The 12,740-nt window shown below is 67.1% G+C and carries 10 protein-coding genes; 6 read left to right on the top strand and 4 right to left on the bottom strand.

Annotation, left to right across the window (positions count from 1 at the left end; all coding sequences use genetic code 11):
- Window positions 1–12: 12 nt before the first annotated feature.
- The gene (locus O6W96_RS08325) at window positions 13–2,394 is read right to left on the bottom strand and encodes a bifunctional diguanylate cyclase/phosphodiesterase (RefSeq protein WP_353469104.1); all 2,382 of its coding nucleotides are present in this window, start codon (window positions 2,392–2,394) and stop codon (window positions 13–15) included.
- Window positions 2,395–2,652: 258 nt separating this feature from the next.
- Here O6W96_RS08325 and O6W96_RS08330 point away from each other — a divergent pair, with 258 nt between their 5' ends.
- The 3 genes from O6W96_RS08330 to O6W96_RS08340 are packed head-to-tail and all read left to right on the top strand — an operon-like array spanning window position 2,653 to window position 6,978.
- On the top strand, window positions 2,653–3,339 hold the full coding sequence (locus tag O6W96_RS08330; RefSeq protein ID WP_353469105.1) for an ABC transporter ATP-binding protein: 687 nt from the start codon (window positions 2,653–2,655) through the stop codon (window positions 3,337–3,339).
- Window positions 3,329–5,902: an FtsX-like permease family protein gene (locus O6W96_RS08335; protein ID WP_353469106.1), complete on the top strand. Its 2,574-nt coding sequence runs from the start codon at window positions 3,329–3,331 to the stop codon at window positions 5,900–5,902. The genes O6W96_RS08330 and O6W96_RS08335 overlap by 11 nt, the downstream gene beginning before the upstream one ends.
- Window positions 5,902–6,978 carry a carotenoid 1,2-hydratase gene (locus tag O6W96_RS08340; RefSeq protein ID WP_353469107.1) on the top strand — a complete coding sequence of 359 codons (1,077 nt, stop codon included), beginning with the start codon at window positions 5,902–5,904 and terminating at the stop codon, window positions 6,976–6,978. The genes O6W96_RS08335 and O6W96_RS08340 overlap by 1 nt, the downstream gene beginning before the upstream one ends.
- Here O6W96_RS08340 and O6W96_RS08345 read toward each other — a convergent pair.
- On the bottom strand, window positions 6,968–8,056 hold the full coding sequence (locus tag O6W96_RS08345; protein WP_353469108.1) for a GNAT family N-acetyltransferase: 1,089 nt from the start codon (window positions 8,054–8,056) through the stop codon (window positions 6,968–6,970). The two genes, O6W96_RS08340 and O6W96_RS08345, sit on opposite strands and share 11 nt — an antisense overlap.
- 91 nt (window positions 8,057–8,147) lie before the next feature.
- Between O6W96_RS08345 and O6W96_RS08350 the strand changes: the two genes are divergently transcribed.
- Both O6W96_RS08350 and O6W96_RS08355 read left to right on the top strand, forming a co-directional pair.
- Entirely contained in the window at window positions 8,148–8,606 is a 459-nt protein-coding gene (locus O6W96_RS08350) for a DUF2721 domain-containing protein (RefSeq protein WP_353469109.1), read from the top strand.
- A complete protein-coding gene (locus O6W96_RS08355; protein ID WP_353469110.1) occupies window positions 8,603–8,992 on the top strand; it encodes a DUF4345 domain-containing protein in 390 nt (129 codons plus the stop codon). Before O6W96_RS08350 ends, O6W96_RS08355 begins: the two co-directional genes overlap by 4 nt.
- Window positions 8,993–9,160: 168 nt before the next feature.
- Here O6W96_RS08355 and O6W96_RS08360 read toward each other — a convergent pair whose 3' ends face one another.
- Window positions 9,161–10,741: an amidase gene (locus O6W96_RS08360; protein ID WP_353469111.1), complete on the bottom strand. Its 1,581-nt coding sequence runs from the start codon at window positions 10,739–10,741 to the stop codon at window positions 9,161–9,163.
- Window positions 10,742–10,851: 110 nt separating this feature from the next.
- Here O6W96_RS08360 and O6W96_RS08365 point away from each other — a divergent pair, with 110 nt between their 5' ends.
- Window positions 10,852–12,024, top strand: coding sequence for an MBL fold metallo-hydrolase (locus O6W96_RS08365; protein ID WP_435372199.1), 1,173 nt, complete (start codon window positions 10,852–10,854; stop codon window positions 12,022–12,024).
- 272 nt (window positions 12,025–12,296) lie between these two features.
- On the opposite strand, the gene O6W96_RS08370 is transcribed toward O6W96_RS08365, so the two are convergent.
- On the bottom strand, window positions 12,297–12,683 hold the full coding sequence (locus tag O6W96_RS08370; protein WP_056489810.1) for a VOC family protein: 387 nt from the start codon (window positions 12,681–12,683) through the stop codon (window positions 12,297–12,299).
- Between the last annotated feature and the right edge of the window lie 57 nt (window positions 12,684–12,740).

The following is a 12,740-nucleotide window of genomic DNA, read 5'->3' on the forward strand; positions in this document are numbered from 1 at the left end:
CTGAACCCCAGGTCAGGCGGCGAACTGCTGGGGCTGCTCCGGCAGTCGGGGCGGACCCCGGCGTTCGCGGTGCGATGCAGCCTTTTGAAGGACGCGCTCGAACCGCTCGATCTGCTCGTTGCTGGGCGTAACTGGCCGGCCGACGAGATAGCCCTGTACGGCATCGCAGCCGATCATCCGCAACAGGTCGAGCTGGTCCCTGGTTTCGACACCCTCGGCGTGCGTGAGGACGCCGAGTTCCTTGCCGACAGCAACGATGGCGCGCAGCACCGCCATCGAACGGGGATCGAAGCCTGCCCGAACCACGAAGCTCCGATCGATCTTGATCCGGTCGAACTTGAAATCGCGCAGATGCGAGAGCGACGACTGGCCGGTGCCGAAATCGTCCAGGGCCACCTTCACGCCAATCCTGCGGATCCGGTCGATCGTCGCCGCGGTCCGGTCCGCATCGTCGATCAACGCGGTCTCGGTGATTTCGATCTCGACTCGCTCGGCGGCGATCCCGTGGATGAGAATGGCTTGCGTCAGGTGGTGGACGAGGGCTTCCGACTTGAGCTGCGCGGCGGATACGTTGATCGCGACGTGGAGATGCGGCGACCAACCGGATAACTGGCGACAGGCGTCCATAATCACCCACCGGCCGATATCCTCGATCAGGCCGCATTCCTCGGCGATCGGGATGAACAGCGCCGGCGGTACCCAGCCGCGCGTCGGGTGGTTCCAGCGGATCAGTGCCTCGTAGCCGGTGGTGATCCCGGTCGACAGCTGCACGACGGGCTGGAATGCGAGAGTAAAGCCCGCGGTCTGGACGGCCTCGTGCAGGTCGTCGACGATGTGCTGGCGCTCGGCGAGGCGTTCGGCGAGTCCCGGGACATAGGCCTGCGCACGTCGACGACCGAGCCGCTTGGCCTCGTACAACGCCATGTCCGCGCGCTTCATCAGGTCCTCCGGTGAGAGATCGCCGGCAAAACCCGAGATGCCGATGCTGCAACTCGGCAGCAGCCGGCGGCCCTCGACCGTCACCGGAGCGCTCAACCGCACCATGATCGTCTCGGACAGCGCGGTCGCAGCCTCCCCCATCTCGCGCACGATGATCGCGATCTCGTCGCCACCCATCCGTGCGATGAAGCTGTCGTGCGGGAGCAAACCGGTCAGCTGGGTCGCGACATGCACCAGCAGCTTGTCGCCGACGCCATGCCCGAACGCGTCGTTGATCCGCTTGAACTCGTCGAGATCGATCAACAGCAACGAAAACGGCGTGCCCTGCGCGATCAGCGCCTCCTTCGTCTCGCGCAGCGATCGACGATTGGCCAGCCCCGTCAGCGGATCGTGATAGGCGAGATGCTTGAGATCGGCGAGCGCAGTCCGTTCCGCACTGACGTCGGTGAAGGTCATGACGATGCCCTGGCGTGGCACCGCACGACACCGCATCTGATAGGTCCGGCCGTCTTCCATCTCGCATTCGCGGTCGAAATCGGTATCGGCCACGACCCACTGCTTCATCGCACCGCCTACCAGCGCGCGCTTTTCAGCAGGCCAGTCGCGATACTGCGCAATCGCATCGAGAAAGGCGTCGATCGTCAGACCCGGCGCTATCGCTTCGACCGGCGTATCGAAAAGATCGAGGAATCGGTGGTTGAAATGACGCAGGCGCCCGTCCTTGTCGATAAACACGAGGCCATCGGTCATGCTTTCCAGCACCGCCTTCAACGTTCGTGACTCCTGCTCGCGCGCAGCCTTGATCCGGGCGAAAGTCAGCAGGCTGCCCAGACACGACACGGACACGGCGAACGCCATGCAGGCGGCAACCAGCCCCGGCGACAACATGCCACCCTGCCGTTCGTCGACGCTGCCGATGACGACGTCGCCGGACAGCGCGACGAAATGCGTCATGCACACCGCGAGCGCGAAGATCAGACACCCGGTCGGGCGCGAACGCGACCAGCGGGCGTTGAACTGCCACGCCGACACGGTCGCCGCGCCGAGCAGCAGGCCGGCGAGGTTGGTCGGCCAGGAAAAGAAATGCGCGCAGTCCATCATGCCGGTGATGCCGACGGCATGCATGCACCAGATTCCGCCACCGGCGACGGCGCCCGCCAGGCTCCGCTGCCCCCGCGTCCGCGCCTGCGTGATCGCCACCATCGGCAGCCCGACCATGGCGATGCCGACGATCGCCGACATCACCGTCATGAACGCATCGTAGCGGAGCAGCAGGTCGGGGCGATAGGCGAGCATCGCGACGAAGTGCGTGGTCCAGACGCCAAGCCCGGCGGCCAGCGCAAGCGCGCCATGTCGCCACCCGATCGGCTCGCGCGCATTCGGATCGCCGAGATCGGTGGTGAGGAGCGCCACCGACCACCCCGCGGTCAGGCAGATGCCCACCGCCACCGCCACCAGGGATCCGGAATGCTGAAAATGCAGATTGAAGAGAATTGGCACGGCGTTCGCTTCGACAGTTTTTTTATCTCGTCGCATGAAGGTGTTAACGAAGCTTGTTCCTTACAAAAGTTCGCCAGCAATCGTTTGCGACAATGCCACATAACTGTTCGCGCACGCGCATTGATGTCGAGACCATCACGCCACACATGGGGAGCGTCGAGTGCGTCGGCAGCGGACGCGTTCGGATCAGGGATGACGGCGAGAAAATCGGGAATGCATGACGATCGAACCCTTCTCGCGGTGCGCGCGCTGGGCAAGTCCGTGCCGGGGCCGCGGCGCCTGTTCCAGCACCTCGACCTCGACGTCCGTGCGGGCGAACTCGTCGCGATCATTGGCGAGTCCGGGGTCGGCAAGTCGACCCTGCTCAACATCCTTGCAGGACTGGACGACGCGGACGAGGGAAGCGTCGCGATCGACGGGACGGTGCTCGGGACGCTCGACGAAACTGCGCGCACGCGGCTGCGGCGCGAGCGGATCGGCTTCGTGTTCCAAGCTTTCCACATCCTGCCCTATCTGACGCTGCAACAGAATGTCGCACTGCCGTTGACCCTGGTTTCGCCAGACGCCGCTGTGGCCAGCACGCGGGCGGAGGCCATGCTCGAGGCGGTCGGGCTCGGCGGGCGGGGCGATGGCTATGCGCGCGACCTGTCGGGTGGCGAGTTGCAGCGCGTCGCGATCGCCCGCGCGCTCGTCCACCGACCCGCGCTGATCCTCGCGGACGAGCCCACCGGCAATCTCGATCCCGAAACCGCTGCGCGCGTGCTGTCGCTGTTCGCCGAGGCGGTGCGCGACAACAAGGCGGCGGGCGTGATGGTGACGCATTCGGACGCCAGCGCGGCGATCGCCGCTCGCGTGCTGACGCTGGGTCGCGACGGACTGGTGGAGCGCCGTGATCGCTGACGAGCGCGCCGCCGCCGCTCGCGCTCGGGAGCCCCGGCTCTGGTCCGCGCGCGTCGCGCTGGACTGGCTGATCGCCGGCGAGTGGCGGTTCCACCCTGCCCGCTTCGTGATGACCGCGGTCGCGATCGCGGTCGGCGTCGCGCTGGGGTTCGCCGTTCATCTCGTCAACGGGTCTGCGCTCGCGTCGTTCGACGGTGCGATGCGCGGCGTCAGCGGCGCGGCCGAACTGTCGGTTCGCGCGACCAGTCCGCTCGGCTTCGATGAACGTCTGTATCCCCGCGTCGCAAGGATTGACGGTGTCGCCGACGCGAGCCCGGTCGTCCGCCTCGACGCACGGATCGGCACGAAGCGCCTGACGTTACTCGGCGTCGATGTCGTTCGTGCAGCCGTGGTAACGCCTTCGTTGATCGGCGCGCGACCGCAGGGGGCGGACACGGGCAACGACGCCGTGTTCGACGAGGACACGCTGTTCCTGTCACGCGCCGCGCTGACGCAAGTCGGTGTGAAGATCGGCGATCGGGTCACGGTGGTCGCCAACGGGCGGTCGGTGCCGCTTCGCGTCACGGGCACCCTGCCGGCAACCGATGCCGCAGTCGCGGTCGGTGTCATGGACATCGCCGCCACGCAGTGGCGCTTCGGTCGGCTCGGCCGAATCGATCGGCTTGATCTGGCGCTTTCGGACCGAAGCGCCGCCGAAACCGCGTTGCGCGCCGCACTGCCCGCCGACGCGATCCTGTCGACCGCCGAGAGCCAGAACGCGCAGGGCGATTCGCTGTCGCGCGCCTACCGCGTCAATCTCGACATGCTGGCGCTGGTCGCGCTACTGACCGGCGGGTTCCTAGTCTATTCGGCGCAGTCGCTGTCGGTGGTGCGACGCCAGCGCGCCTTCGCCCTGCTCCGGACGCTCGGCATGCCACGCGGCGGGATCATCGCGGCAGTGGTCGTCGAGGGGCTCGCGATCGGGCTGGTCGGCGCGTCGGCGGGCCTGGTGATCGGCTATGCGCTGGCATGGGGCGCGCTGCACTGGTTCGGCGGCGATCTCGGCGCGGGGTATTTCGGCGGCGCCACTGCGCGGGTCGTGATCCAGCCGGTCGCTGCGCTCGGCTTCTTCTCGCTGGGCCTGCTCGCATCGATATTGGGAAGTGCGTTGCCAGCACGGGTGGCGGCGCGCGCGGCCCCTGCCGCTGCGCTGAAGAATGCGGGCGACGTACTCGATCCGCGGCGGCGCGTGGCGTGGTGGCCCGCAGTTGCGTTGCTCGTGGCGGGCGGCGCCGCGGCGTTGCTGCCCGCGGTCGGTGGGCTGCCGCTGTTCGGCTTTGCCGGGATGGCGTTGATGCTCGCGGGCGGCGTCGCAGGGGTGCCGTGGTTCGCGCGCATGCTGCTGACCCCGCTGGCAAGGCGGACGCGGGGCAGTGTCCCCGGACTGCTCGCGATCCGGCATCTGCATGGCGCCCCCGGCGAGGCTGCCATTGCACTGTGCGGGATCGTTGCCTCGACCGCGCTGATGATCGCGATGGCGACGATGGTGACGAGTTTTCGCGGCGCGGTCGACGAATGGCTGAACCAGGTGCTGGGCGCGGACCTGTATCTGCGCACGACGGCAGGCGCCACGTTCGATCCGGCGACGCGGACGCGACTGGCGACGACGCCGGGAATCACGCGCCTTGCCTTCAGTCGACAGATCCCGCTGACCATCGCCGCCGACCGGCCGCCGGTGAGCCTGATCGCGCGACCCGAACGGGGCGGCCGCGATCCGCTGCTCGTGCTGATCGAGACCGCGGCTCCATCCGCTGCGACCACGCCGTCTGCTGCGACCCCACCAGTATGGGTCTCCGAACCGGCGCAACGGCTGTACGGCTGGGATCCCGGCGAGCGCATCACGCTACCGATCGCCGGACGGACGCAGTTCACGGTCGCCGGGGTGTGGCGCGATTACGGGCGCCAGGCGGGGGCGGTGCTGATCGACGAGGGCGAATACCAGCGACTGACCGGCGATAACGCGCGCGACGAGATCTCCGCGATGATCGCACCCGGCCGGGATACGGCACAGGTCGCCCGCGCGATGACCGCCAAGCTGCCGCCGGCGTTGCGCGATCAGGTCGAGGTGAGCCAGCCGGCAACGCTGCGGCGGCTTGCGCTGACGATCTTCGACCGCAGTTTCGCGGTGACGTATCTGCTGGAGGCGGTTGCGATCCTGGTCGGGCTTGCCGGCGTCGCGGCGACGATGTCGGCGCAGACGATCGCGCGCGAACGCGAGTTCGGGATGTTGCGGCATCTCGGGCTGACCCGGCGGCAATTGACGACGATGCTGGCGACCGAAGGCGCGATCGTCGGGTTGACCGGGGCGTTGGCCGGGATCGGGCTGGGCTTACTACTGTCCCAGATACTGATCCACGTGATCAACCCGCAATCGTTCAACTGGACGATGACTACGCGGGTGCCGGTAGGAACGCTGATCGGCGTCGCGGCGGCGCTGACCGGCGCGGCGGCGGCGACCGCTGTCCTCGCCGGGCGGCGCGCGACCGCAAAAAGCGCGGTGCAGTCGGTGCGGGAGGATTGGTGATGATACGTTCCTGGATTCCGCTTGGTTGGATCGCAGCGGTTGCCGCGATTGCGCCCGCTGCCACGCCGGCTGTCTCGTATCCGGCAGTGGCGCCAGGGATCACGCTGCGCTTTCCCAGCGATCACGGCGCACATCCGACGTTTCGCACCGAATGGTGGTATTTCACGGGGTGGTTGCGCACTGCGGATGGCAAGGACCTGGGCTTTCAGGTGACGTTCTTCCGGACTCGTCCCCCCGTCGATCCACGCAACCCGAGCCAATTCGCCGCGAGGCAGGTGCTGTTCGCGCACGCGGCGTTATCCGACCCCGCGACCGGTAAACTGTCGCACAGCGAGCGGGCGGCGCGCGCCGGCTTCGGGCTGGCCGAGGCGCGGACGGGGGACGCCGATGTGGCGATACGCGACTGGCGGTTGCGGCGCTCAAGCGACGGGCGCTGGGCTACGCGCGTGACCGCGCAGGATTTCGGGCTCGACCTGTCGTTCCAGCCGACCCAGCCGCCGCTGCCTCAGGGCCGCGGCGGGTATAGTCGCAAGGGTCCACGTTCCGACGAGGCGAGCTATTATTACTCGGTGCCACATCTACGCGTGGCGGGCCAGGTGACGCGTGCCGGCAAGACGGTCCCGGTGACCGGCGAGGCGTGGCTCGATCGCGAATGGTCGTCGGATTACCTCGCGCCGGCCGCACAGGGGTGGGATTGGACCGGTCTCAACTTCGACGACGGCTCCGCGCTGATGGCGTTCCGGATTCGCCGCAAGGGCGGCGGGACGGTTTGGGCAGGCGGATCGCTGCGCCGTCCCGATGGCAGGATGACGGTGTTTGCGCCCGGCGACGTCGCGTTCCGCACGCTGGCGACGTGGCGGAGCACGGCGACCGGCACGGTGTACCCGGTATCGCAGGAACTGAGCATCCGTGCGAAGGGGCGCGTCCAACGCTGGCGGTTGGTGCCGATGTTCGCCGCGCAGGAGCTCGACACGCGGCGCAGCGGGATGCCGGTCTATTGGGAGGGGGCGGTACGAACGCAAGGCGGGCGCGGATATCTCGAGCTCACCGGGTACGATCGCGTGCTCACGATGTAGCGCTGCGCCGCCAGATCCAGCCGAACAGGCTACCGGCGAACGCCGGCAGGCCGGGGCGGAACAGCAGCCAGTCGCGGATCGGCGCGTCGACCGTGGCGCCGATGACCTGCTTATACCCGCTGTCGCCGGCGCCCCAGTCGACCCGGCGGATACCGCGATCACGCGCCGCGACCAGATTGCGCCAGTAAAGCAGCTTGCCCGGCGAATGCTTGGCGAAGAGCGGGGCGTAGCTGTTGGCGATCGCGTACAGCAGGTCGCCGGTGTCGATGTCGAACGAGAAGGCGGCGGGTGCGCCGTCGACCGTCAGCAGCGCGGCGCGGAACATGCTCGCAAGCACCGGGTCGGCGACCGCAGCCTGCCAAAAGGCAAAATGACCGTCTGGGGTGAATTTCATCCCAGTGCGATCGGTGGCGTGCGCGACCCAGCTCGTCCGCTCGACCGCGCCGAGATCGGCGAACGCGGCGGGCCAGTCCGCACCCGACAGGAATCGCCAGTCGGGTACGCCGTGCTCGGCCAGGTGCTTTTCGTGGAAACGATTCTTGCGCAGCGTCGAGGTGCGCGGCCAGGGCTGGCCCTCGCGCGTACGTGGCAGGTTGAGCGACCAGCTGTCGCCGATGGTGCGATCGATCGCGGTCCACCCTTGCGCACGGGCAGCGGCGACGAGCGCGGAGGCGGCGGGATCATTGTCGTAGACCGGGCCAATCCTGAGACCGTTCACGTGCTTCGCCAGCGTCGACAGTGCAATCTTCAACGCAGGTTCACCGGCCTCGAGCGCGAGGCCGAAGCTGCGGAACGGCCAGTAGCAACCGGGGATCGCCGCCATGCCGAGCAGCCGTGGACCCAACGGTACGAACGGCAGCGTCAGAACCGGCGCGTCGTCCTGCTCCACCACCAGCGTCCGTGCCTGCCCGCCGTAGGCGGCGAGCGCGGCGGCGTACCAGCCGAAGCGAAGGAAACGGTGGCTCTGCGCGCCGCGCTCCGCGACGATGTCGATCGCGGCGGCAAGCCCCTGGACCACGTCGCCGCGGACATTGGGCGGCAGCCGGACGAAGTCGGCCAGGAGCATCGGCTTTGACATTGCCCGTCTGATACCGCGCAGAAGGTTACGATTGCATGCTCTTTTGCAATCGCCCCTTTTGCAATCCGGCATTCCCCATCATGATGGCGGCATGCCGATCATACCCGCCATCTCGACGATCGCCCAGACGATCCAGCTCTCGCTCGCGCCGGTGTTCATGCTCGCCGGCATTGGCCAGTTGCTCAACGTGTTGGCCGGGCGGCTGTCGCGCGTGATCGATCGGGCGCGGAAACTGGAGCAGTTGCACCCCAATTTTTCGGCCGCCGATCGGACCCGCTATGGCTGGGAGCTGCGGTTGCTCGATCGGCGGATGACGATCATCAACGCGGCGCTGTTCCTAGCGGTGTCGAGCGCGATCATGACCTGCGTGCTGATCGCGCTGCTGTTCATCGCCGAACTCGCCAAGCTGCATTTCGGTACCGCGGTCGCGCTCTGCTTCATCCTGGCAATGATCCTGCTGATCGCGGCTTTGGTCTCGTTCATTTTCGAGGTCAGGATGTCGTTGAGAGCGTTCCGGATTCGGCCTGAATTGCTAAAGGACCTATTGTGATCGAGAAACGCATATTGCAGGCGGTGGTCGCGGTCGCGTGCCTGTTGCCGCTGATCGTCGGTGGGCAAGGCGTGCTGCACGGGCCGGCGCCGTTCGGTCATCTGAGCGATGTGCCGCGCGATCTGGACAGCCATTTCCGGTATATCTCGGGGATCTTCTTCGCGACCGGATTGGGGTTTTTGAGCTGCATTCCGGCAATCGAGCGCAAGGGGCCGCGGTTTCGGTTGCTTGGCGGGTTGATCTTCGTTGGAGGCGTATCGCGCGGGATTTCGTTGCTGGCGGTCGGTGTGCCGTCGCAGGGGCATGTGCTGGGGTTGGTGATGGAGACGGTGGTCGTGCCCTTGCTGATGCTCTGGCAGTGGAATTTCGCGAAGCGGGCTGACTGACGCCTCCCCACCCCCTCCGGGGCACATCGTCCCATCTACCGTCATCCTGACGAAAGTCAGGATCCAGAGCCATCGGCGCCGCGCTATGTTACCCTGGATCCTGACTTTCGTCAGGGTGACGGCACGTGTGCCAATTCCTTTCGCTTACTCAGCAGGCCCATCAACCATCTAGCGGGCGGCTTCCAAGCCAGAGCCGACGTCGGCCGAGGGGAGGTAGCGCGGGGCCACGCGTGCCTTCGCCCTCTGCTCATACGCATAGCCGGCACCGAGAACCGCCGCGTCACCGTACTTCGTCGCGATGAACGACAGGCCGACCGGCAGTCCGCGGACCAGCCCCATCGGCACGGTCAGGTTCGGATAGCCCGCCACCGCCGGCAGTCCGCTCGAACTCGGGCCACCGTATTGATCGCCGTGCACAGGCTCGCTCAACCACGCGGGGCCGTAGGTGGGCTCGACCAGTAATGTAGCGCCCGCCGCCTTGAGCATCGCGTCGATCCCCTCCGCGCCCGCAAGTCGCAGCGATTTCGCGCGCGCTGCCCTGTACGCCGGATCGTTCAAGCCCCTGGTCTTGGCGGCCGCGTCGAACGTCTCCTGCGCAAAGAACGGCATCTCCGTCGCCGCGTTGGCAGTGTTGAACGCGATGACCTGATCGAGCGTCCGCGTGCGGACTGCTGCGGGCGTGGTCGCGAGATAGGTGTCGAGATCGGGCTTCAACTCGGTCTGGAGCACCAGCAATTCCGCCTCGCCGAGCCCATCGAGCTTGGGCTGCTTCACCTGGACCAGCACCGCGCCCGCCGCCTTCAGCACATCAAGCGAGGCCTGGTATTTCGCTGCAAGGTCCGCGGTCATCTCCGGCCGGATCACGCCGATGCGCAGACCCGACAGCGCACTGGTCGACAGCCCCGCTGCATAGTCGCGCTTGTAAGCCCCTGCCCCCGCGGTCGCGGCATCGGCAGGATCGGCCGCGACCATCGCCGAGAACAGCGTCGCGACATCGCGGACGCTGCGCGCCATCGGTCCCGGCGTATCCTGGCTGTGACTGATCGGCACGACGTGCGTGCGGCTCACAAGGCCGATTGATGGCTTCAGCCCGACCAGCCCGTTGAGCGACGACGGACATACCACCGAGCCGTCGGTCTCCGTGCCAATCGCCGCCGCCGCGAAACTCGCCGCGACCGCCGCGCCCGAGCCGCTCGACGATCCGCAGGCAGTGCGGTCGAGTGCGTAGGGATTCTTGACCAGGCCACCAACCGCGCTCCAGCCGCTCATCGACCGGGTCGAGCGGATGTTCGCCCATTCGCTGAGGTTGGTCTTCCCCAGGATCACCGCCCCCGCGGCGCGGAGTTGCGCCACAACGGGTGCGTCCCGACGCGTGAGATTATCCTTCAGCGCGAGGCTGCCCGCAGTGGTCGGCATAGCGTCGGCGGTCTCGACATTGTCCTTGATCAGCACCGGCACGCCGTGGAGCGGCCCACGGATGCGCCCGACCTTGCGTTCGGCGTCGAGCGCCTTGGCCTGCGCCAGCGCGTCGGGGTTGAGCGCAATGACGGCGCGGAGAGTGGGGCCCTTGCGGTCCATCGCCGCGATCCGCGCGAGATAGGCGCGGACAAGGTCGACGCTGCTCGCCTTGCCGGACGTCATCGCCGCCTGGAGCTGATCGATCGACTGTTCCTCGACCGCGACCGTCTTGGCGCTCGCGACGGCTGGAACGGCGGTTGCGAGCAATAGCCCGATGATAACCTTACGCATTTTGCGAATCCCCTTTGGCGCGAGGCTATCGGGGTTGCGCATCCACGCCAAGCGGTCTGAACGATGCTCGACACGATGCGTTACGGATCGGCAACGGATAGGGGAATGGCGTGCGTCTCGTGTTGAAGATCGTCGGGAGCATCGTGCTGCTGGCGGTTGTGATCGTCGCGCTGGCGGTGACGATCGTCCCACGCTTCCTCGACCGCATCTACTATCGTGGGCCAGCGAGTGGCCATTTCGACGACGCGCACTTCGCCAATCCCGACAACGACGCCGACACGCAGCAGATCCAGCCCGCCGGCGGTGGTCGCGCGAGCTTCTTCTGGCGCTATTTCACCGGCAGCGATGGGCGACCTGCGTGGCCGAAATCGGTCGCAGTGAACCGCATCGCGCCGCCCGCGCGCGTCGAGGGCGAGCGGATGGTCGTGACGTGGGTCGGCCATGCCAGCGTGCTGATCCAGACGCAGGGGCTGAACATCCTCACCGATCCGGTCTGGGCGGAGAAGGCCGGGCCGCTGGGCACGGGCCCTAGTCGTGTCGCCGAGCCGGGGATCGCGTTCGATGCGTTGCCGAAGATCGACGTCGTTCTGGTCAGCCACAATCACTACGACCATCTCGACAAGGCGACGCTGAAGCGGCTCTGGCAGCGCGATCGACCGCGGATTGTTACCAGTCTGGGCAACGACAGCGTGATCGGCCAGACCGGCGCGCAGGCGACCGCGCTCGACTGGGGTCAGCGGGTGGCGATCAAGCCGGGCGTCGATGTCGTCGTGACGCGCAACCACCATTGGGGCAGCCGCTGGTTCACCGATCGCAACCGTGCGCTGTGGTCGAGTTTTGTCGTGACCTTGCCGGGCGGGAATGTGTTCTTTGCGGGCGATACCGGGATGGGCGACGGGCGGTGGCCGGTCGAGGCCGCTGCCCTCGGGCCGATCCGGTTGGCGCTGATCCCGATCGGTGCGTTCCGGTTCGTCGACGGGCAGATGGAGTCGGGCAGCCATATCGGGCCGGTCGACGCGGTCGAGGTCTATCGCCGACTAAGCGCGGCGCACGCGATCCCGATCCACTGGGGGACGTTCCGGCTGTCGTTCGAGGGGTATGATACGCCGCCGAAACTGCTGGCGGCGGCAATGCGGTGCACGGGGCAGACTGGGTTCGCGCCGGTGGCGATCGGGCGGCCGACGGAGGTTGCGGGGTATGTAAAGCCGGTGACGGTAACGCCGATGGCTCGGGCGGCTTTGTTGCAGTGTCTCGATACGCCGACGGTTCGCGCACTCCGTTAATTCTTCCGTCACCCCGCAGTGTTCGGCGCGTATCCCCTGCGACCAAGTAAGCCTGTTCCCCCGCGAAGGCGGGGACCCAGACCGGGCTCCCGCCTTCGCGGGAGAACAAGGAGAGAGAAGAGTGCCGCCGCCCCCACATCCAACCACCCCAGCGAAGGCCGGGGCCCAATTGGGGAAGGCTGCTAACGGTGGACAGCCCCTCGTTACTGCCACCTTTCCAATTGGGCCCCGGCCTTCGCCAGGGTGGTATTTCCCTCAATCGCGCCCGCACCTCACCCCATCTTGAACACGCAGAGCTTGTTGCCGTCCGGATCGCGGAAATACGCGCCGTAGAAGCCCATTTCCTCGGGTCCACGCGTGCCGGCAGCGCCTTCGTCCGCGCCGCCGAGTTCGATCGCCTTGGCGTAGACCTGGTCGACCTGCTCGCGCGAATCCGCTGCCAACGCGACCATCGTGCCGTTGCCCGCGGTCGCGGCCGCGCCGTCATAGGGCTTGCCGATCACCAGCATCGGCTTGTCGGGGCCCGCGCCGTAGAAGGTGAGTTGGCGTGCGTCGGGCATTTGCATGAGGCGCTTGCCGCCCACCGTCGCGAACAGCGCGTCGTAGAACGCGAGCGCCGAGTCGATGTCGTTGGTGCCGAGCGTCGCGTAACCGATCATGGGTCTCTCCTATTATGAATAGGAGCGATATCGGAGGGTTACGCGGGGGACGCAACT

Source organism: Sphingomonas faeni, assembly GCF_040407495.1.
Lineage (GTDB): Bacteria > Pseudomonadota > Alphaproteobacteria > Sphingomonadales > Sphingomonadaceae > Sphingomonas > Sphingomonas faeni_D.